The 19431-nt window shown below is 66.5% G+C and carries 21 protein-coding genes; 19 read left to right on the top strand and 2 right to left on the bottom strand.

What is annotated here, in order from left to right; genetic code table 11:
- Window positions 1–39: 39 nt before the first annotated feature.
- On the bottom strand, window positions 40–462 hold the full coding sequence (locus ACPTTC_RS29640; RefSeq protein WP_423395022.1) for a hypothetical protein: 423 nt from the start codon (window positions 460–462) through the stop codon (window positions 40–42).
- Here ACPTTC_RS29640 and kdpA point away from each other — a divergent pair.
- From kdpA to ACPTTC_RS29580, 12 genes are all read left to right on the top strand, one after another.
- Window positions 442–2145: a potassium-transporting ATPase subunit KdpA gene (gene kdpA / locus ACPTTC_RS29635; RefSeq protein WP_423395021.1), complete on the top strand. Its 1704-nt coding sequence runs from the start codon at window positions 442–444 to the stop codon at window positions 2143–2145. The genes ACPTTC_RS29640 and kdpA overlap by 21 nt on opposite strands.
- A 10-nt stretch (window positions 2146–2155) precedes the next feature.
- Window positions 2156–2857: a potassium-transporting ATPase subunit KdpC gene (gene kdpC, locus ACPTTC_RS29630; protein ID WP_423395020.1), complete on the top strand. Its 702-nt coding sequence runs from the start codon at window positions 2156–2158 to the stop codon at window positions 2855–2857.
- Between the two features lie 56 nt (window positions 2858–2913).
- On the top strand, window positions 2914–4962 hold the full coding sequence (gene kdpB / locus ACPTTC_RS29625) for a potassium-transporting ATPase subunit KdpB (protein ID WP_423395739.1): 2049 nt from the start codon (window positions 2914–2916) through the stop codon (window positions 4960–4962).
- Window positions 4963–5042: 80 nt separating this feature from the next.
- Window positions 5043–6749 carry a DUF4118 domain-containing protein gene (locus tag ACPTTC_RS29620; RefSeq protein WP_423395019.1) on the top strand — a complete coding sequence of 569 codons (1707 nt, stop codon included), beginning with the start codon at window positions 5043–5045 and terminating at the stop codon, window positions 6747–6749.
- The gene (locus ACPTTC_RS29615; protein ID WP_175952214.1) at window positions 6746–7498 is read left to right on the top strand and encodes a response regulator; all 753 of its coding nucleotides are present in this window, start codon (window positions 6746–6748) and stop codon (window positions 7496–7498) included. The genes ACPTTC_RS29620 and ACPTTC_RS29615 overlap by 4 nt, the downstream gene beginning before the upstream one ends.
- A 274-nt stretch (window positions 7499–7772) precedes the next feature.
- Complete coding sequence (locus tag ACPTTC_RS29610; RefSeq protein WP_423395018.1) at window positions 7773–8546, top strand: ABC transporter substrate-binding protein; 774 nt, start codon at window positions 7773–7775, stop codon at window positions 8544–8546.
- A 174-nt stretch (window positions 8547–8720) separates the two neighbouring features.
- Window positions 8721–9410 carry an ABC transporter permease gene (locus ACPTTC_RS29605; protein ID WP_175965792.1) on the top strand — a complete coding sequence of 230 codons (690 nt, stop codon included), beginning with the start codon at window positions 8721–8723 and terminating at the stop codon, window positions 9408–9410.
- Window positions 9407–10120: an ABC transporter permease gene (locus ACPTTC_RS29600; RefSeq protein WP_043178033.1), complete on the top strand. Its 714-nt coding sequence runs from the start codon at window positions 9407–9409 to the stop codon at window positions 10118–10120. Before ACPTTC_RS29605 ends, ACPTTC_RS29600 begins: the two co-directional genes overlap by 4 nt.
- A gap of 33 nt (window positions 10121–10153) precedes the next feature.
- On the top strand, window positions 10154–10921 hold the full coding sequence (locus ACPTTC_RS29595) for an ABC transporter ATP-binding protein (protein ID WP_423395017.1): 768 nt from the start codon (window positions 10154–10156) through the stop codon (window positions 10919–10921).
- A gap of 93 nt (window positions 10922–11014) precedes the next feature.
- A complete protein-coding gene (locus tag ACPTTC_RS29590) occupies window positions 11015–11449 on the top strand; it encodes a cupin domain-containing protein (protein WP_175952209.1) in 435 nt (144 codons plus the stop codon).
- 312 nt (window positions 11450–11761) lie between these two features.
- Window positions 11762–11902, top strand: coding sequence for an HHHH-motif protein (locus tag ACPTTC_RS29585; RefSeq protein WP_423395016.1), 141 nt, complete (start codon window positions 11762–11764; stop codon window positions 11900–11902).
- Window positions 11903–11963: 61 nt separating this feature from the next.
- Window positions 11964–12431, top strand: a complete 468-nt coding sequence (locus ACPTTC_RS29580) for a hypothetical protein (RefSeq protein ID WP_175952207.1) — start codon at window positions 11964–11966, stop codon at window positions 12429–12431.
- A gap of 106 nt (window positions 12432–12537) precedes the next feature.
- Here ACPTTC_RS29580 and ACPTTC_RS29575 read toward each other — a convergent pair whose 3' ends face one another.
- Entirely contained in the window at window positions 12538–13893 is a 1356-nt protein-coding gene (locus ACPTTC_RS29575) for a polyhydroxyalkanoate depolymerase (RefSeq protein WP_423395015.1), read from the bottom strand.
- 288 nt (window positions 13894–14181) lie between these two features.
- Between ACPTTC_RS29575 and ACPTTC_RS29570 the strand changes: the two genes are divergently transcribed.
- The 7 genes from ACPTTC_RS29570 to ACPTTC_RS29540 all read left to right on the top strand — a co-directional run bounded on the left by ACPTTC_RS29570 (window position 14182) and on the right by ACPTTC_RS29540 (window position 19381).
- Entirely contained in the window at window positions 14182–14844 is a 663-nt protein-coding gene (locus ACPTTC_RS29570; protein ID WP_423395014.1) for a glutathione S-transferase family protein, read from the top strand.
- Between the two features lie 202 nt (window positions 14845–15046).
- Complete coding sequence (locus ACPTTC_RS29565; RefSeq protein WP_423395013.1) at window positions 15047–15433, top strand: hypothetical protein; 387 nt, start codon at window positions 15047–15049, stop codon at window positions 15431–15433.
- Window positions 15434–15447: 14 nt separating this feature from the next.
- Window positions 15448–15831, top strand: a complete 384-nt coding sequence (locus ACPTTC_RS29560; RefSeq protein ID WP_423395012.1) for a hypothetical protein — start codon at window positions 15448–15450, stop codon at window positions 15829–15831.
- 89 nt (window positions 15832–15920) lie between these two features.
- On the top strand, window positions 15921–16352 hold the full coding sequence (locus ACPTTC_RS29555; RefSeq protein ID WP_244134928.1) for a lytic transglycosylase domain-containing protein: 432 nt from the start codon (window positions 15921–15923) through the stop codon (window positions 16350–16352).
- Window positions 16353–16647: 295 nt separating this feature from the next.
- Complete coding sequence (locus tag ACPTTC_RS29550; protein WP_423395738.1) at window positions 16648–17889, top strand: Crp/Fnr family transcriptional regulator; 1242 nt, start codon at window positions 16648–16650, stop codon at window positions 17887–17889.
- Between the two features lie 13 nt (window positions 17890–17902).
- The gene (locus ACPTTC_RS29545) at window positions 17903–18667 is read left to right on the top strand and encodes a flagellar motor protein (protein WP_175952203.1); all 765 of its coding nucleotides are present in this window, start codon (window positions 17903–17905) and stop codon (window positions 18665–18667) included.
- Window positions 18668–18706: 39 nt separating this feature from the next.
- Window positions 18707–19381, top strand: a complete 675-nt coding sequence (locus ACPTTC_RS29540; protein ID WP_423395011.1) for an OmpA/MotB family protein — start codon at window positions 18707–18709, stop codon at window positions 19379–19381.
- Window positions 19382–19431: the final 50 nt, after the last annotated feature.

The following is a 19431-nucleotide window of genomic DNA, read 5'->3' as shown; positions in this document are numbered from 1 at the left end:
AATAATGCATAAAAACGCCATCTCCGCCGGCTTTCGTCTTTACAGCTTTTTTATTCCCTGTAAAGAAATTGAACACCGCTTTGATACGCGGATTTCTACACTGTCGCATCCCATTCGCCAGATGAGCATGGGGGCGTCACACGGGCCTGCGCCGGCATGGCAAGGCCCGATGCGCCGACGATCGCGCGGCGTTGCCGCGCATATGAAATAAAGGGGAAAGCCATGTTGTGGATCACCGGCGCGTTGTCGCTCGCGCTCTTTATCTATCTGTTTCATGCATTGATCCAACCCGAGCGGTATTGATCGGCACGATTCAACAGGAATTCGAAAATATCGGTGAATGTCATGAGCGATCTGCTTTCCATTCTGTTCACGCTCGCGTTCTTTGCCTTGACGGCGGGTTTCATCACCGGCCTTGACCGGATCTGAGCGAGCGTCGACATGTTCAATAATCTCATTCAATTCGCGATCGTTCTCGCGATCATGCTGGCGCTGGTGCCTGTCGTCGGGAAATGGCTCGCGCACGCCTTTACGAGCCCGCGCCACGCGTGGGTCGAACGCCGGACCTACGGGCTGCTCGGCGTGAATCCCGACGAAGCGATGTCGTGGCAGCGCTACGGGATGGTGCTGCTGCTCAGCAATGCCGGGATGATGCTGGTCGGCTACCTGCTGCTGCGCATCCAGGACGCACTGCCGTTCGACGCGCTGCAGCGCGCCGCGCAAAGTCCCGACCTCGCGTTCAACACGGCCGCGTCGTTCATCACGAACACGAACTGGCAGGCGTATGCAGGCGAGAGCAGCCTGTCGAACTTCTCGCAGATGGCCGTCATCACGTTCCTGATGGTGGTCAGCGCGGCGACCGGCGTCGCGGCCGCGGGCGGCTTCATCCGCGGGCTGAGCCGCAAGAGCGCGGCGGATATCGGCAACTACTGGGTCGACTTCACCCGCGTGACTTATCGCGTGCTGCTGCCGCTCAGCTTCGCAATGGCGCTCGTGTACGTGTGGCAGGGCATGCCGCAGACGCTCGCGTCCGATGCATGGGCGACCACGCTCGAAGGCGCGCGTCAGCAGATCGTGATGGGGCCCGTTGCCAGCCTCGAATCGATCAAGCATATCGGTACGAACGGCGGCGGCTTCTTCAGCATGAACGCCGCGCATCCGTTCGAGAACCCGACGCCGCTCACCAACACGCTGCACATGCTGTCGATGCTGCTGATTCCGTCCGCGCTGACCTACGCGCTCGGCACGATGATCGGCCGGCGCCGCCAGGGCTGGGTGATCCTCGGTGCATTCGTCGTGATGTTCGTCGGCTTCCTGGCCATGATCTATTCGGCCGAGCAGCACGGCAATCCGCTCGTGGCCGGGCTCGGCGTCGATCAGCAGATGAGCGCGGCGCAGCCGGGCGGCAACATGGAAGGCAAGGAAATGCGCTTCGGCATCGCGCAGACGAGCCTGTTCGCCACCGTCACGACGGCCGCGACCACCGGGTCGGTCGATGCGATGCATGACTCGCTGACACCGCTCGGCGGCCTCGTGCCGATCGCGCAGATGATGCTGAACAACGTGTTCGGCGGCGACGGCGTCGGGCTGATCAACCTGTTCACGTTCGCGATCCTCACGGTGTTCCTCGTCGGGATGATGATCGGGCGCACGCCGGAGTTCCTCGGCAAGAAGATCGAGGCGCGCGAGATGAAGCTCGTGATGCTCGCGGTGCTCGCGCATCCGTTCAGCATCCTCGGCTTCACCGCCGTGGCGTCGATGCTGCATTCGACGATGGACAGCCTCGCGAACCTCGGCCCGCACGGCTTCAGCGAAGTGCTGTACGCCTATACGTCGGGCACGGCCAACAACGGCTCCGCGTTCGCGGGCCTGAACGCGAACACGCCGTTCTTCAACACGACGATCGGCTTCGCGATGCTGATCGGCCGTTACCTGACGCTGCTGCCGATGCTCGCGGTCGCGGGCAGCCTCGCCGCGAAGAAGAGCGTGCCGGAAAGCGCGGGCACGCTGTCGACGTCGACGGGCCTGTTCGCCGGCCTGCTGATCTTCGTGATCCTGGTCGTCGGCGGTCTCACGTTCCTGCCCGCGCTCGCGCTCGGCCCGGTCGTCGAGCATCTGCTGATGTCGGGCGGCCAACTGTTCTGAGGGAAACATCATGATGCAAGGCAATCGCCAGGCAGCGGCCGCCGCCGCGCCGGCACCCGGTTCTTCGTTCGGCGCGGCGACGCGCGGCCTCGTGCGGCCCGTGATCGCGTCGTCGGTGCTGTTCATGCTCGTCACGGGGATCGCGTATCCGTTGCTCACCACCGGCGTCGCGAACGTGCTGTTCCCGTCGCAGGCGCGCGGCAGTCTCGTGCAGCGCAACGGCACGACGATCGGCTCGGCGGTGATCGGGCAGCAGTTCACGCGTGCGGGCTACTTCCACGGGCGGCCGAGCGCGACGGTCGGCGCCGATCCGGCCGATCCGTCGAAGACGGTCGACCAGCCGTACAACGCGGCCGGCAGCGGCGCCAGCAACCAGGGCGCCACCAGCAAGAAGCTGCTCGCGGACATCGCGCAGCGTGTGCGCGCCTACCGGCAGGAGAACGCGCTCGCCGCCGGCACGCCGGTGCCGGCGGATGCCGTGACCGCGTCGGCGTCGGGGCTCGATCCCGAGATCTCGGTCGCGAACGCGCGGCTGCAGGCGGCGCGGGTCGCGCGGGCACGCGGCGTCGATGCCGCCCGGGTGGCGGCGCTGGTCGAGCGCATCGCCTTGCCGCGCCAGCTCGGCGTGCTCGGCGAACCGCGCGTGCGCGTGCTCGACCTGAACCTCGCGCTGGACCGCGCATTCGGCCAGGCGGCCGGCGCGAAGCAATAGCAGGAACCACGGAGTCACTCATGTCCCATATCGAAACCCCGATCAATCCGGCGGCGATGCCGGTCGGCGGCGTGCCGCCGATGCGCTGGACGGCCGTGCTGCGCGAGGCATTCCGCAAGCTCGCGCCGCGCGTCCAGTTGAAGAACCCGGTGATGTTCGTCGTGTATCTCGGCAGCATCGTCACGACCGTGCTGTGGCTGCAGGCGCTGACCGGCGCGGGCGACGCGCCGGCCGGCTTCATCTTCGCGGTCGCCAGCTGGCTGTGGTTCACCGTGCTGTTCGCGAACGCGGCGGAGGCGCTGGCCGAAGGGCGCGGCAAGGCGCAGGCCGACGCCCTGCGTGCGGCGCGCAAGCGCGTGTACGCGAAGGTGCTCGACGAGCCGAAGCAATACGGCAGCACCTGCCATCGCGTGCCGAGCGACGAGCTCGCCGCCGGCAGCATCGTGCTCGTCGAGGCCGGCGACACGATTCCCGCCGATGGCGAAGTGATCGACGGCGTCGCGTCGGTCGACGAGTCGGCGATCACCGGCGAATCCGCGCCGGTGATCCGCGAATCGGGCGGCGATTTCTCGTCGGTGACGGGCGGCACGCGCGTGCTGTCCGACTGGATCGTCGTGAAGATCACCGCGCAACCGGGCGAAGCGTTCCTCGACCGGATGATCGCGATGGTCGAAGGCGCGAAGCGCGGCAAGACGCCGAATGAAGTCGCACTGACGATCCTGCTCGTCGCGCTGACGATCATCTTCCTGCTCGTGTGCGTGACGTTGCTGCCGTTCTCGCAGTTCAGCGTGCTGCTGAACGCGTCGGGCACGGCGGTGAGCCTGACCGTGCTGATCGCGCTGCTGGTCTGCCTGATCCCGACGACGATCGGTGCGCTGCTGTCGGCGATCGGCATCGCGGGGATGAGCCGCATGATGCGCGCGAACGTGCTCGCGACGTCGGGCCGCGCGATCGAGGCGGCCGGCGACGTCGACGTGCTGCTGCTCGACAAGACCGGCACGATCACGCTCGGCAACCGCGAGGCCGTGCAGTTCCGGCCGGCGCCGGGCGTGGACGAGCGTGCGCTGGCCGAGGCCGCGCAACTGTCGTCGCTCGCGGACGAAACGCCCGAGGGGCGCTCGATCGTCGCGCTCGCGAAGCAGCGCTTCTCGCTGAACGTGGCCGCGACCGCCGGCAGCATCACCGTGCCGTTCAGCGCGCGCACGCGGATGAGCGGCCTCGACATCGGCGAGCGTCAGGTGCGCAAGGGCGCGGCATCGGCGATTCGCGCACACGTCGATGCGCTGGGCGGTGCGTTTCCGCACGCGGTCGAGACGGCCGTCAACGATATCGCGCGGCGCGGCGGCACGCCGCTCGTCGTTGCCGACGGCTCGCGCGTGCTCGGCGCGATCGAGCTGAAGGACATCGTCAAGCACGGGATCGCCGCGCGCTTCGCCGAACTGCGCAAGGTCGGCGTGAAGACCGTGATGATCACCGGCGACAACCGGCTCACCGCGGCCGCGATCGCGGCGGAAGCCGGCGTCGACGACTACCTGGCGGAAGCGACGCCCGAGGACAAGCTGCGGCTGATCCGCGAGCACCAGGCGAAGGGCCATCTCGTCGCGATGACGGGCGACGGCACCAACGACGCGCCCGCGCTCGCGCAGGCCGACGTGGCCGTCGCGATGCACAGCGGCACGCAGGCAGCGAAAGAGGCGGCCAACATGGTCGATCTGGACAGCAACCCGACCAAGCTGATGCAGGTGGTCGAGGTCGGCAAGCAGATGATCATGACGCGCGGCGCGCTCACCACGTTCAGCGTCGCCAACGATCTCGCGAAGTATTTCGCGATCATCCCGGCGGCGTTCGTGGCGACGTATCCGGCGCTCGGCGCGCTGAACGTGATGGGGCTGCACAGCCCGACGTCGGCGATCCTGTCGGCGGTGATCTTCAATGCGCTGATCATCGTCGCGCTGATCCCGCTCGCGCTGAAGGGCGTGAAGTATCGCGCGGAGCCGGCCGAGACGCTGCTGGGGCGCAACCTGCTGATCTACGGTGTGGGCGGCATCGTCGCACCGTTCATCGGCATCAAGCTGATCGACATGCTGTTGACGCCGTTTATCTGACCGAACGCGCCGTCGCGGCCCCGTTCACGCCTTCAGGGCGTGTGCGGGGCCGTTCGGCGTTTCAATTGCCGGAAGCGATCATGGATGTGAATGTGAACGTGAGCGAAGCGAATCGACGGGCAACGGGGCCGCGGGACACCGCCGCCCGCCGCGGCGGGGACGGCGCGCGCCGCGATCGCTGGCGAAGCGTGCTGCGCGCGTGCGCGGCGCTGGCCGACCGCATCGCGGGTGCGGGGCCGGATACGCGGCCGACGCTGGCCGTGCGCGAAGCGCGACCGCGTTCGCACGTGTGGGTGTCGCAGTACGCGGCGCCGCTGCTGCTCGCCACGCTCGTGTGCGCGCTGGCGACGCTGGCGGCGAGCGCGCTGCTGCGCGTGTTCGACCTGTCGAACGTCGTGATGCTGTTCCTGATGACCGTCGTGCTGATCGCGCTGCGGCTCGGCCGGCTGGCCGGCGCGTGGGCCGCGTTCGTCTGCGTCGGCTGCTTCGACTTCTTCTTCGTCGAGCCGAGGCTGTCGTTCGCGGTGTCCGATACGCAGTACGTATTCACGTTTGCGCTGATGCTGGCCGTCGCGCTCGCGATTGGCCAGCTCGCGGCGCGCCTGCGCGCGGAGGCGCGGGCCGCGCGCGCGAACGAGAAACGCTCGGCCGCGCTGGCACGGGTCGCGCACGACCTGTCGGCAGCGATCGAGACCGAGCAGATCGCAGCGATTTGCACCGGCACGATCGCGCCGCTGCTCGGCGTGCGCGTCGCGCTCGTGCTGCCGGATGCGGATGACCGTCTGCTGCCGGCGCGGCATGCAGGGTTCGTCGACGCACCGATCGCCCGCTGGGTCTACGAGCATGCGCGCGGCGCCGGGTGCGGGCTGCCGCCGTTCGAGCGGGCGGCCGCGCAATACCTGCCGCTGAAGGCGCCGATGCGCGTGCGCGGCGTGCTCGTGCTGTTCGGCGACGCGCAGCCGGTGCCCACGGACCCCGACGATCGCCGCCTGATCGATGCGCTGTGCTCGTCGATCGCGATGGCGCTCGAACGCGTGCACTACGTTGGCGTCGCGCAGCACACGCTCGTGCGGATCGAAGGCGAGCGGCTGCGCAATGCGCTGCTCGCCGCGGTGTCGCACGACCTGAAGACGCCGCTGACCGCGATCCGCGGGCTCGCCGAGACGCTGGAGCGGCCCGAGCGGCTGGCCGACGGCCAGCCGGCCGCGCTCGCGCACGGCATCCGCAACCAGGCCGAGGCGCTGCACGGACTCGTCGTGAACCTGCTCGATCTCGCGCGCATGCAGAGCGAGGGCGTGCGGCTCAATCGCGAGTGGCACATGCTCGACGAGATCGTCGGCAGCGCGCTCGCGCATTCGGCGGGCGTGCTGGCCGGCCGCGACGTGAGTGCCGACTTGCCCGCCGACCTGCCGCTGATCGACGTCGACGCGCTGCTGATCGAGCGCGTGTTGATGAACCTGCTCGACAACGCGGCGAAGTATGCGGGCGCGGACGCGGCCGTGGCGGTGCGGGCACGCGTGTTCGGCGAAACGCTTTACGTATTCGTCGAGGACGACGGGCCCGGCTTCATTGCGCGCAACACCGAGCCGCTGTTCGAGCCGTTCGAGCGCGAACGCAAGGAATCGTCGATCAGCGGCGTGGGGCTCGGGCTCGCGCTGTGCCGCAGCATCGTCAACGCGCACGGCGGCTCGATCCGCGCGGTGCCGCTCGATCCGCACGGCGCGCGGTTCGAGATTCGCCTGCCACTGGGCGCGCCGCCCGACATCGAACACGAGAGCCGGACATGATCAGATCGCGCGTACTTATCGTCGAGGACGAATCGGACATCCGCCGTTTCGTGCGGATGGCGCTGGAACAGGAGGGGCTCGACACCTGCGAGGCGTCGACGGCACGCGAGGCGCGGATGTATGCGGCGAGCAGCAAGCCCGATCTCGTGATCGTCGATCTCGGGCTGCCGGACGACGACGGCAAGACGTTCATCCGCGAACTGCGCGAATGGTCGACGGTGCCGGTGATCGTGCTGTCGGCACGGCAGCAGGAGGTGGAGAAGGTCGCGGCGCTCGATGCGGGCGCGGACGATTACCTGCCCAAGCCGTTCGGCGTGCCCGAACTGCTCGCCCGGGCGCGTGCGCAGTTGCGGCGCGCGGCGTTCGTGTCGACCGACGGGCAATCGTCGTCGATCGTGCGGTTCGGCGACGTGACGGTCGATCTCGGCAAGCACGAAGTCGCGCGTGGCGGCGAGCCCGTCCATCTGACGCGCCTCGAATTCCGGCTGCTCGCCGCGCTGATTCGTGCGCGCGGCGGCGTGATCGCCGCGCGGCAATTGCTGGCGGAGGTCTGGGGCATCCACGACGCGGACCGCGCGCATTACGTGCGGGTGTACATGACGAACCTGCGGCAGAAGCTCGAGCCGGTGCCCGCGCGCCCGCGGCACCTGCTGACGGAGCTGCAGTTCGGCTACCGGCTGGTCGGCCTGGAAACGGTCGGCATGGCGGCCGGGCCGCGCGACGCGGCGTTGCCCGGTCTAGACAAGTGAAAGCCGGCGCCCGGCCGCGCGCCGAGGCGCGGAGAAAGCGGTCGTTTAGCTTGGCGTAATGCTTAATTAATTGAAATATAAGGAAATTTGCGACCCACGATCCTATTCCACCGACAATTAGAGATAAACACGGATTGCTGGCGAACCCGTGGAAAAGGCAAAGTTGTATGTACAACTTGGAGTGTCGCCGGAAGGGACGATCTCCGGGTTGGAAGGGTTCACGGCGGCGCCGCCCGACGGGACCCTTGCCCAGCTCGCCTCTGACAGGAACGCCATGAAGAAACTCGCGCTCAGTATTGCCCTTGCCTGCATCGCGGTCGGTGCCCACGCCAAGGATTGGTCGACGATCCGGTTCGGCGTCGACGCCAGCTATCCGCCGTTCGAATCGAAGGACGCAAGCGGTAAGGTCGTCGGCTTCGACGTCGATCTCGGCAACGAGATCTGCGCCCGCCTGAAGGCGAAATGCGTGTGGATCGAGAACGACTTCGACGGGATGATTCCCGCGCTGAAGGCGAAGAAGTTCGACGGCGTGCTGTCGTCGATGTCGATGACGCCGGCGCGTGCCGAGCAGATCGCGTTCTCCGACAAGCTGTTCAACACGCCGACCCGCCTCGTCGCGAAGAAGGGCGCGAACCTGCAGCCGACGGCCGACTCGCTGAAGGGCAAGTCGGTGGGCGTCGAGCAGGGCACCATCCAGGAAACCTACGCGAAGACGTACTGGGCGCCGAAGGGCGTGCAGGTCGTGCCTTACCAGAACCAGGACGGCGTCTACCAGGACCTGATGTCGGGCCGCCTCGACGCGGCGCTGCAGGACGCGGTACAGGCCGACATCGGCTTCCTGAAGACGCCGCGCGGCGCGAACTTCGCATTCGCCGGCAACGACATCGACGATCCGAAGACGCTCGGCAACGGCGCCGGCATCGGGCTGCGCAAGGACGACGCCGACCTGAAGGCGAAGATCGACCACGCGATCGCCGACATCATCAAGGACGGCACGTACAAGAAGCTCGAGAAGAAGTACTTCGCGTTCGACGTCTACGGTAGCTGACCCGCCATGCGGCGCGCACCGGCGGTGGCGCGCGCCGCGTCTGTCGTGGCTGCAACCCGCTTCGCGTGATGCGTCCGACTTGATGAGCAGGGTGCATCAGGTAGTGCGCAGATATCGTTTGATGCGCGGCTAATGGCTATCGACAATCCAGCCACCTCGCTCTGGATCCCTCATATGATCTTCCAAGGATTTGGCCCGCTGCTGTGGGCCGGCACGGTGGAAACCGTGAAGCTCGCGGTGCTGTCGCTTGCCGCGTCGCTCGCGCTGGGCCTCGTCGGCGCGAGCGCGAAACTGTCGACGAACCGCGTGCTCAAGTCGATCGGCACCTTCTACACGACGCTGATCCGCGCGGTGCCGGACCTCGTGCTGATGCTGCTGCTGTTCTACGGGATCCAGATCCTGCTGAACAACTTCACCGACATGCTCGGCTGGGACCAGATCGACATCGACCCGTTCGTGGCGGGCGTCATCACCCTCGGCTTCATCTACGGCGCGTACTTCACCGAGACCTTCCGCGGCGCGTTCCTCGCGGTGCCGCGCGGCCAGCTCGAAGCGGGCTTCGCGTACGGGATGAGCGGGTGGCGCGTGTTCCGCCGCATCCTGTTTCCGCAGATGATGCGTTTCGCGCTGCCCGGCATCGGCAACAACTGGCAGGTGCTCGTGAAGGCCACCGCGCTCGTGTCGATCATCGGCCTCGCCGACGTCGTCAAGGCGTCGCAGGACGCGGGCAAGAGCACGCTCGATTTCTTCTTCTTCACGCTGGCGGCAGGCGCGATCTACCTCGCGATCACGACGGTGTCCAACGTCGTGCTGCATCACCTCGAGAAGCGTTATTCCGTTGGCGTCCGGAGGCTTGCACTGTGATCGAACTCGTCAGCCAGTACTGGCAAAGCTATCTGTACACCGACGGCTACCGCTTCAGCGGCCTTGCGATCACGCTGTGGCTGCTGGTCGTGTCGATCGCGCTGGGCTTCGCGCTCGCCGTGCCGCTCGCGATCGCGCGCGCATCGTCGAACCGCTGGATCTCGGGCCCGGTGTGGCTCTATACGTACGTGTTTCGCGGCACGCCGCTCTACGTGCAGCTGCTGATGTGCTACACGGGCATCTACAGCCTGCAGGTCGTGCACAACCACGTGCTGCTCGACACGTTCTTCCGCAATGCGATGAACTGCACGCTGCTTGCGTTCGTGCTGAACGAATGCGCGTATGCGACGGAGATCTTCGCGGGCGCGATCAAGGCGACGTCGGCCGGCGAGATCGAGGCCGGCATGGCCTACGGGATGTCGCGCTTCAAGCTCTATACGCGGATCATCCTGCCTTCCGCGCTGCGCCGCTCGCTGCCGAGCTACAGCAACGAAGTGATCCTGATGCTGCACGCGACGACGCTCGCGTTCACCGCGACCGTGCCCGACATCCTGAAGGTCACGCGCGACGTCAATTCGGCGACGTACATGTCGTTCCAGGCCTATGGCATCGCGGCCGTGCTGTACGCCATTGTCGTGTTCACGCTCATCTGGGCGTTCCGCAAGCTCGAGACGCGCTGGCTCGCGTACCTCTCGCCGCGCGGCCATTAACGCTTTCGCAAGATTCGCAAGGAAGGACCCAGCATGTACAAGCTCACCGTTGACAACCTGCACAAGAAGTTCGGCGACAACGAGGTGTTGAAAGGCGTGTCGATGAAGGCGAAGGCCGGCGACGTGATCAGCATCATCGGCTCGAGCGGCTCCGGCAAGAGCACGTTCCTGCGCTGCATCAACTTCCTCGAGCAGCCGTGCTCCGGGCAGATCACGATCGGCAGCGAGCCGATCCAGACCACGCGCGACCGCAACGGCTCGCTGCGCGTGGCCGACCCGAAGCAACTGCAGCGGATGCGCACGAAGCTGTCGATGGTGTTCCAGCACTTCAACCTGTGGGCGCACATGACGGTGCTCGAGAATGTGATCGAAGCGCCGATGGCCGTGCTCGGGGTCAGCAAGGACGAAGCGATCGCACGGGCGCGCAAGTACCTGGAGAAGGTCGGCCTCGCGCCGCGCGTCGAGGGCATGTATCCGTCGCACCTGTCGGGCGGCCAGCAGCAGCGGGTGGCGATTGCCCGCGCGCTCGCGATGGAGCCGGAAGTGATGCTGTTCGACGAGCCGACGTCGGCGCTCGACCCGGAGCTGGTGGGCGAAGTGCTGAAGGTGATGCAGAAGCTCGCCGAGGAAGGCCGCACGATGGTCGTCGTCACGCACGAGATGGGCTTCGCGCGCAACGTGTCGAATCACGTGATCTTCCTGCATCAGGGGAAGATCGAGGAGGAAGGGAATCCGCAGGAGATTCTCGTGAACCCGAAGAGCGAACGGCTCGGGCAGTTCCTGTCGGGGCGGTTGAAGTAACGCGGCGCGCGGCGTCGCGCATCGTCCGCGACGCCGTACGCTGGAACGCAAAATGCTTGTCACGCGTGATCCTGTCGATGAAGGAGCACCGCGATGAGCACACCGACCTCCACCGCTTTTTCCCATGTGAAGCCGCAGGACACCGCCTTTGTCGGCGAAGGCCTGCGCGACTTCTTCCTGTATCGCGATCTCGGCATCGCGGCCGCGACGAACGGCAAGGTTCTCGCGCAACTCGTCAGGGCGAATCATGCACCGGAGGCGGGCACCGGCTGGCACCGTCACGAGGCCGAATTCCATATCGTGATCATGCTGAAGGGCTGGGCGCGCTTCATGTACGGCGAACGGGAGACGCTGGTGGCGGCCGGCGATTGCGTGCACCAGGCGCCGGGGATCGTCCACTACCTGTTCGACTACTCGCCGGACATGGAATACCTGGAGATCGTCGGCCCCGCCGATTTCAAGTCGATCGATGTCGAGGGGCCGTGCGCGGTGCCGCCGCCGACGCCGTGGGGAGAAGCGGGGGCGTAGCCGCGCGGCGTTTCGGCACGCACCATCCGCACGCTTGTTGGTGACAAACCGCCCTCGGGCGGTTTTTTGTTGCGCCTTCCACGGAGGTTTCCGTGCGATCGGCTTCTCCTTCTTCACATTCTTTCGAGTTCCGAACGGTTTCGAGGCTGAAGATCCGGAAAGAAAAGAAAGACATTCGTCAGCTTCGAGGCGTTGACGGCGCTGCGTTGTCAAAAATCGTCAATTGAGCGTGAACGCGGTGCACGGCTTGTCGACGACCGGCGTTAAGGAGGTACCAGCCGGATCACCGGTTGACCTACCCGGGAGAGTTTCATGAAGCGCATCGCAAAGATCCTGACGGCTACCGCAGTGGCCTGTGCCGTTCTCGTTCCGGCCCTTGCCGAAGCCCATTCGCACCGTGAGTGCCACTTCGATCACCACCACCACCATCGCGTGTGTCGCTGGGTGCGGTAACCGCGACTTTCCCGGGAATACCCGGGACGCATTCTTCATTCAGGCAAATCAGGAGAGGACTATGAAAAAGACGATGTTGATCGCCGCGCTGGTCGCCGGCATGGGTATGTCGATCGGTGCGTTCGCGCAGGTTCCGGCCAGTGCGCCGGCCGGCACGACCGGTCTGTGCAAGGACGGCTCGTTCTACTCGGGCGCGTCGAAGAAGGGCGCATGCGCGGGCCACAAGGGCGTGAAGACCTGGTACGGCGCATCGTCGGCGGCAGCCGCGAGCGCACCGGCCGCCGCGCCGGCCATGGCAGCCTCCGCAGCCCCTGCATCCGGCACCGCACCGGCGAAGAGCGCGGCTGCGACGACCGCGGCGGCAGCGCCGGGCGGCGGCCCGGGCAAGGTGTGGGCCAACGACAGCACGAAGGTCTACCACTGCTCGACCGACAAGTACTACGGCAAGACGAAGCACGGCAGCTACATGTCGGAAGCGGATGCGAAGGCGAAGGGTTACCACGCATCGCACGGCAAGGCCTGCTCGTAACATAGGCTGACGCGCGAGGCCGCTTCCTCGCGCGTCGTCTGCACGCTGCGGCAATGTACGCCCCGCCATCCATGGCGGGGCGTTTCATTTTCAGCGTCGCATGCGTTCAGTGGGCTTGATGCGACGGCATATCGGCCGCCGCATCGTGCGCGGCTGCGCGGGCATCGAGCAGCGCGCGCAGCGTGACGTAGTGCGTGCCGTCCGCGTTGCCTTCCGCACCGGCAGTGCGATCGTACGGCTCGTTGTCGTGGATCGTCGCGCGCACGATCGGATAGATCTGCGTTTCCCAGCGGCTGCCGTTGAACACGCCGTAATGGCCGGCGCCCGTCTGCACGTGGTGCGTCTTCAGATACGACGGTAATCCGGAGCACAGCTCCTGCGCGGCCACTGTCTGGCCGACCGCGCAGATATCGTCCTTCTCGCCTTCGATCGTCAACAGCGCGGTGCGGTGAATCGCCGCCGGTTCGACGAGCCGATCGCCGACCGTCAGCTCGCCGCGCGCGAGCGCATATTGCTGGAACACCTTCTCGACCGTTTCCAGATAGAACTCCGCGGTGAGATCGGCGGTGGCGAAGTATTCGTCGTAGAAGTGCCGCAGCGTGTCGGCTTTCGCCGGGTCGCCTTTCGCGCGCTCGTAATACAGGTCGGCGAACGACGCCGCATGGCGATCGGGATTCATCGACATGAACGCGCCCACCTGCACGAAACCCGGATACACGCAGCGTTGCGCGCCGACGAAGCCCGCCGGCACGACGCTGATCAGGTTCCGCGCGAACCATTCGATCGGCTGGCTCGTCGCGAGCGCGTTGACCTTCGTCGGATTCACGCGGCAGTCGATCGGCCCTGCCATCAGTGTCAGGCTCGCGGGCTGCGCGGGATCGCCGCCGGCGGCCATCAACGCCACTGCCGCGAGCGCGGCGACGGTCGGCTGGCAGATCGCGAGCACATGCGCATCCGGGCCGATCTGGCGGATGAAGTCGATCACGTGCGCGACGTATTCGTCGAAGCCGAATCGTCCGGCCGTCAGCGGGATGTCGCGCGGGTTGTGCCAATCGGTGATGTACACGTCGTGGTCGGCCAGCATCGTGCGCACGGTGCCGCGCAACAGCGTCGCGAAATGCCCGGACATCGGCGCGACGATCAGCACGCGCGGCTGGCGCGCCACCGGCAACGCCTTGCGGAAATGCAGCAGCGTGCCGAACGGCGTCGCCGCGGCGGCTTCCTCGACGATCGGCACCGTCTCGCCGTCGACGGCGATCGACGCGATGCCGAACGGCGGACGCCGATGCGAGAACGCGCAGCACTCGAACAGTTCGCACAGCGCGTCGAGCATGCGGCCGGTCGGCGTTGAGGTGGCGGGCGGCCACAGCGACATCGTCGCGCGGGCGGCGGCGGCCCATGCGCGCGCCGGGCGCGTGCATTCTGCAGACCATTGGTAGAACGGATAGGCAAGCAGATTCATGGCTGTCGCTCGTTGTGCCGCATTGCATGGAACGAGGCAAGCGATGTGCCAGCCCGCGGCTGGCACGCGCGTTGCACGCGGTTCGGGAGCGCGGCAACGCAGGTGGCACGCCACACACGGCAGCCGCGCGCGATGCGTTGCCCGGCCGGCCTGGCGTGCGGCACGTGCCGCGACAGCGTGCGGTGCTGCGCCAGTTCGGCGAATGCGCCGCACCGGCATGGTGCGGGTGATGCCGCGTGGCATCCGTTTCGGTGCAGGGGCACGAACGGCTTTGAACAGGGGAGCGACATGGAAGTCACCGGACAGACGACGCTGACCATCAGCAGCCGCAATTACTCGTCGTGGTCGATGCGCGGCTGGCTGCTCGCGAAGCTGAGCGGGCTCACGTTCGAGACGGTCAGCGTGCCGATCGATGCCGCGTCGCGCGCGGAGCTGCTGCTGCTGTCGCCGTCGATTCTCGTGCCGTGCCTGACGCACGACGGCAACACGGTGTGGGACACGCTCGCGATCGCCGAGTACCTGAACGAAATCCGGCCGCAGGCGCGGCTGCTGCCTGAAGACCGGAAAGCACGCGCGCATTGCCGGTCGATCTGCGGCGAGATGCATTCCGGTTTCAGCGCGTTGCGATCCGCGTTGCCGATGAACCTGCGCGCGCATTTCCCCGGCTTCCGCATCTGGTCGCGCGCGCAGCACGACATCGAGCGGATCGTGACGATCTGGCGCGAGTGCCTCGCCGCGTACGGCGGCCCCTGGCTGTTCGGCGCGGAGATCGGCATCGCCGACGCGATGTATGCGCCGGTCGTCACGCGCTTCCTGACCTACGACGTGAAGCTGGAGCCCGATATCGCCGAGTACTGCATGCAGGTGCTCGCGCATCCGTTCGTCGCGGAATGGATCGCTGCGGCGAAGGCGGAGCACGAAGACATCGACGAACTCGACATGGAGTTCTGACGCGCCGGATCACGTGCGGCGCACACGCTGTATCGCGTGACGCGCTGAAATATCGGATGAATGGCGTCTGACCAAAGCGCGCTTAAATCGGACGAATCGACGCACGGCGTGAGGCCCCGTGCGGCGGGCCTCGCATTTCGTCGGGGTAAACATCGCGGGAACGGTGCCGATAACGCAGGTCCAGTGACCGCAAGAGAAACACGTGAAACCGTTCGTCATGCTTGTCTTTGCCGCTGCGCTCGTCGTTTCAGCCGGCTGCGCCCAACTTCAACCCGGACGCCAGGACGCGAATGCGCACACCGACGCACCTGCCGCGTCGACATCGCTCGTCGATTTCGTCATACCAGCCGATGCGCTCGGCGCGCGCGATCCTCAACTGACCACGTTGCTCGCGAAAGTCGGTGCGCTGGCATCGAAGCAATCGCAACCGATGACGATTCGCGTGGCCGCGCTGCCGCAGGATTTCGGTTACCTGAACCAGTCGATCCGGCGCGGCATCACGACGCCGCGTGCTGCGTCGGTACGCGTCGAGAACGTCGCGGCCGGCAGTTGCCGGCCGTACAGCGTCCAGGTCGGACCGACCCAGTAACAGGAGATCCCGCGATGCTACGACTGTCGATCTGTGCCGCCATGCTCGTGTGCGGCACCGCGTTTGCGACGCCGCCGGGCGACGGCGCGCCGTTTGCCCCTGCCGCAGCCAATCAGGTGTTTCCGCCGCTGCCGCCGTTCGCGTCGCTGCCGCCGGGGGCGGGCGGCGACGATGAAGTGCAGGCGCCCGCGCCGGCGGGCAGCCGTCATGCGAAGCGGCTGCGCCACGCATCGCCCGTGAAGAAGGCGCCGGAATTTCAGGTGCGCCTCGTCGTGACGGACGAATCGCGCGCGGCGCTCGCGGCCGAGGACAAGAAGCTCGACGACGCGCTGGCGAAGAGCACGCACGAGCGACGCACGACGGGGGCCGGTGCCGCTGCGCTGGCGATGACGCCATGAACCCGCGGAATCGAAGCGGCGGATACGTGACGGCCCGCACCCGGATGGTCGCGATGCGGCCCGGCTTCATGCCGTGGCTGGGGCTCGCGATGGTGTTGCTGAGCGCACTCGTCGTCACCCCGGTGCGTGCGGACGACGCCGTGCCCGACGGCGAGTGTTTCGAGCGCGCAGCCGGCTATCAAGGGGTCAACCCGCAGATCCTGCGCGCGATCGCCTGGTACGAATCGAAGGGCAACCCCAGTGCCGTGCATCGCAACGCGGATGGCAGCATCGACGTCGGCCAGACCCAGATCAACTCGGTGCACTTCGGCGAGCTGCGCCGCAACGGCGTACCGCCGGGTGCGCTGAAGGACGCGTGCGTGAACCTCTACGTCGCGGCGTGGATGCTGAAACGCAAGATGGTCCGCTACGGGAACACCTGGCAGGCGATCGGCGCCTATCACTCGGAAACGCCGCGCTATCGGGACGAATACGCGCGAAACATCCACGCGGTGCTCGTGTCGTGGGGCTTGCACGAGTGAGCCGCGTGCTCATGTGCGAATGCGTAGGCGTGTGCGTTGAAGGCCGGAAGTAAGGATCGCGGCGGGCCTGGCCGATCCGGGGAACGTGCGATGTCTCGTCGTTTTCCCGGATGCATCGCGCCGTATTCGCAGCGCAAACGATTTGCATCAAGTTTTGCTCGGGGCATCCCCGCGATGACGTTAAAGAACCCTGCCGCGTGTGTCGTAAACGGGAGCACGGGGAACGGCGGCGATGATCGCGCATGAAGCGCGACGCGCAGCCGCACAAGTAAGTCAGCGCAGCAGGGGAATCGACTTGAATCGTCAGCAATCGTGGACGCGTACGGCGGCGCCAGGGGAAATCATTTACTCCGAGGGCTTTGCAGGTGAGCCCGTCATCTTTCTGATCGCCGAAGGCAAGGTCGAGCTTTCCACGCGATGCGACGACAAGCGCGTCGTCGTCGCGACACTCGGCCGCGGCGAGTTCTTCGGGGAATCGGCGTTGCTCGCGGCCGAGCCGCGCGCCCATACCGCGAAGGCCCTTTCATTCTGTCAGCTCACGGTCGTGCCGGCCGGCATGCTCGATGAAGAAATCGAGCGCGTGTCGGCGCTGCTGCGTCATATCGTGCGGACGATGATTCGCCGCGTGAAGCGCAAGGACGACCAGCTCGCCACCTACACGCACGCCGATTTCATGCCGGGCGTGCTGTCGTATGCGCATGTGCTGTCGCTGATGGCGGGCGCCGATGCGCGCGATGGCGGCGACGCCTGGACGCGCCGGCCGATGCAGGCGCATGCGGCCGAAACCTCGGTGCCGCTCGCCGAAGTGATCCGCAAATGCCGCGCGATTGCCGGCCATTCGCGGCCGCACGTGCTCGCGATGCTGCGACGCATGGAGAAGCTCAATCTCGTCACGATCGAGGCCGCGCAGACGGACCTCTCCGGCGGGGCAACCGACTATGCGGCGTCGTCGGATGCACGCCAGGTCGTCACGTTCGACGCCGCGCGCGTGATCGATCGCGCGCAGCAGGTGGCCGATCACGATCTCGACCTGTCGATCAACAGCGAACTCGAACTCATCGAGCTGGCCGATCTCGAATCGCTGATCGGCGTCGAGAAGACCATCCTGCTCAACAAGCTGTCGAACGGCGAGATCGCCGACGAAGTGTTCGCGTTCCGCAAATCGAAGGTGCTCAGCTACGTCGAGCAGAAGGGTGTCGCGTACTTCTCGCGGCGCAATGCGCGTCGTGGCGAGGTGCGCTCGCTGGAGGATCTCGTGTCGATCGACCAGCGCACGCTGTTCGACGTCGTCAGCACGTTCGACACCTACGATCTCGCGAAGCTCATCGCGAATCTCGACGATCGCGCGGTGGCCGACAAGCTGTTCTCCGTGATGACCGAGGCGCGGCGCAACGAGGTGTCGTGGGTGATGCGCCGCGAGCTCAAGCTCGATCCGGTCGAGATCGAGGACATCGAGCGGCGCGTGCTGGATGCCGTTCGCGCGGCGAAGGCGCCGGCGGCGGCCATCGCGCCGGTCGCGTCGGCATCGGATGCATGACGAGGGGGCGCGCATGGACCTGTTGACCCTGGCCGGTGTGGTGTTGGGCGGCGCGGCGATCGTGTTCGGTTTCGCGCTGGAAGGCGGGCACTTCTCGATGCTGTTCCAGTTCGAGGCGCTCGTGATCGTGCTCGGCGGCACGCTCGGCGCGGTGATGATCCAGAACACCTGGGCGCGCTTCTTCGACGCAGTGAAACAGCTGCGGCTCGCGTTCGTCCGTGCGCGCGAGGTCGATCGCCAGAACCTGTCCGACCTGCTCGAATGGGGCGACCGCGCGAAGCTCGACGGGCTGCTCGCGTTCGAATCGATGGACGTGAGCGGCATTCATCCGTTCGCACGGCGCGGGCTCGAACTGCTGGCGAACGGCGTGTCGACCGCCGTGCTCGAGGACGCGTTGCAGCGCGAACTCGATGCCTACGAACGCAGCCGCCTCGCCGCCGCGCGCGTGTGGCAGCAGGCCGGCGGATATGCGCCGACGTTCGGCATTCTCGGCTCGGTGCTCGGGCTCGTGCAGGTGACGAGCCATATTCTCGAACCGGCGCAGCTCGGGCCGGGCATCGCGGTCGCGTTCATCGCGACGCTGTACGGGCTGGCGTTCGCCAACCTCGTGTTCCTGCCGCTGTACGGCAAGCTGCGCGCGCAGATCGACAGCGAGCTGCGGTTTCGCAAGCTGTATCTCGACGGTTTGCTGGCGATCTCGCGCAAGGAATCGCCGCATACGATCGAGACGCGCCTGACCGGCGACGTGCGCGGGCGCGCGGTCGAATCGCTCGCGTGACGGGCGCATGCCGTACGACGAACCCGGAATTCCAATCGCATGACTGCTCGAACTGACGGTGCATCCGCCGCCGATCGCGACGACGACGGACACGAAGGCGCGCAATCCGGCCGCTGGCTGATTTCGTACGCGGATCTCATCACGACGCTGATGGTGCTGTTTCTCGCGTTGTACGTGCTCCAGCTCGCGAAGTACAACGCGCTCGATGCGCGGTATCAGACGCTCGCGCGGCATGCCGAAAGCGCAGCGGGTGCATCCCCATCCGCTGCCGTGACGCCCGAGCACTCGCCGCCGTGGCTCGCGTTGCTCGATTCGTTGAAGTCGAACGGCCGGATCTCGCTCGTGAAAGCGCCGCATGGTGTCGAGATCGGCATCGACGCGAAGATCCTGTTCAATGTCGGCGATGCGCGCTTGCTGCCCGATTCGTCGCCCGTGCTGAACCAGATCGCGCAGGCGCTGAGCGATCACGCGACCGGCGACATTCTCGTCGAAGGGCATACCGACAGCGTGCCGATCGCGAACGCGAAATACGAATCGAACTGGGAGCTGTCGTCGGCGCGCGCGGGGAGCGTCGTGCGCTACCTGACCGAGCGCGGCGTCGCACCGCATCGGCTCGCGGCCATCGGGCGGGCCGATACGCAGCCGCTCGTCGCGGGGGACGATGCCGCCGCGCGGGCGCGCAACCGGCGTGTCACGATCTTCGTTGCGTATTGATTGGCGCTGAATTTTCGTTGATCGCGCATCCATAGGCGGCTGCATATGCC

Source organism: Burkholderia mycopellens (assembly GCF_964265025.1).
Classification (GTDB): domain Bacteria; phylum Pseudomonadota; class Gammaproteobacteria; order Burkholderiales; family Burkholderiaceae; genus Burkholderia.
This window is presented reverse-complemented; position numbering and strand designations above follow the sequence as displayed.

Bases quoted from the DNA above. Each gene is read 5' to 3' on its own strand.
- ACPTTC_RS29575 (WP_423395015.1), bottom strand. From the start codon at position 13,893: ATGAATCTGCTTGCCTATCCGTTCTACCAATGGTCTGCAGAATGCACG.
- ACPTTC_RS29590 (WP_175952209.1), top strand. From the start codon at position 11,015: ATGAGCACACCGACCTCCACCGCTTTTTCCCATGTGAAGCCGCAGGAC.
- ACPTTC_RS29585 (WP_423395016.1), top strand. From the start codon at position 11,762: ATGAAGCGCATCGCAAAGATCCTGACGGCTACCGCAGTGGCCTGTGCC.
- ACPTTC_RS29595 (WP_423395017.1), top strand. From the start codon at position 10,154: ATGTACAAGCTCACCGTTGACAACCTGCACAAGAAGTTCGGCGACAAC.
- ACPTTC_RS29560 (WP_423395012.1), top strand. From the start codon at position 15,448: ATGCTACGACTGTCGATCTGTGCCGCCATGCTCGTGTGCGGCACCGCG.
- ACPTTC_RS29545 (WP_175952203.1), top strand. From the start codon at position 17,903: ATGGACCTGTTGACCCTGGCCGGTGTGGTGTTGGGCGGCGCGGCGATC.
- ACPTTC_RS29580 (WP_175952207.1), top strand. From the start codon at position 11,964: ATGAAAAAGACGATGTTGATCGCCGCGCTGGTCGCCGGCATGGGTATG.
- kdpC (WP_423395020.1), top strand. From the start codon at position 2,156: ATGATGCAAGGCAATCGCCAGGCAGCGGCCGCCGCCGCGCCGGCACCC.
- ACPTTC_RS29620 (WP_423395019.1), top strand. From the start codon at position 5,043: ATGGATGTGAATGTGAACGTGAGCGAAGCGAATCGACGGGCAACGGGG.
- ACPTTC_RS29615 (WP_175952214.1), top strand. From the start codon at position 6,746: ATGATCAGATCGCGCGTACTTATCGTCGAGGACGAATCGGACATCCGC.
- ACPTTC_RS29610 (WP_423395018.1), top strand. From the start codon at position 7,773: ATGAAGAAACTCGCGCTCAGTATTGCCCTTGCCTGCATCGCGGTCGGT.
- ACPTTC_RS29555 (WP_244134928.1), top strand. From the start codon at position 15,921: ATGGTGTTGCTGAGCGCACTCGTCGTCACCCCGGTGCGTGCGGACGAC.
- ACPTTC_RS29540 (WP_423395011.1), top strand. From the start codon at position 18,707: ATGACTGCTCGAACTGACGGTGCATCCGCCGCCGATCGCGACGACGAC.
- kdpA (WP_423395021.1), top strand. From the start codon at position 442: ATGTTCAATAATCTCATTCAATTCGCGATCGTTCTCGCGATCATGCTG.
- ACPTTC_RS29605 (WP_175965792.1), top strand. From the start codon at position 8,721: ATGATCTTCCAAGGATTTGGCCCGCTGCTGTGGGCCGGCACGGTGGAA.
- kdpB (WP_423395739.1), top strand. From the start codon at position 2,914: ATGCCGGTCGGCGGCGTGCCGCCGATGCGCTGGACGGCCGTGCTGCGC.
- ACPTTC_RS29570 (WP_423395014.1), top strand. From the start codon at position 14,182: ATGGAAGTCACCGGACAGACGACGCTGACCATCAGCAGCCGCAATTAC.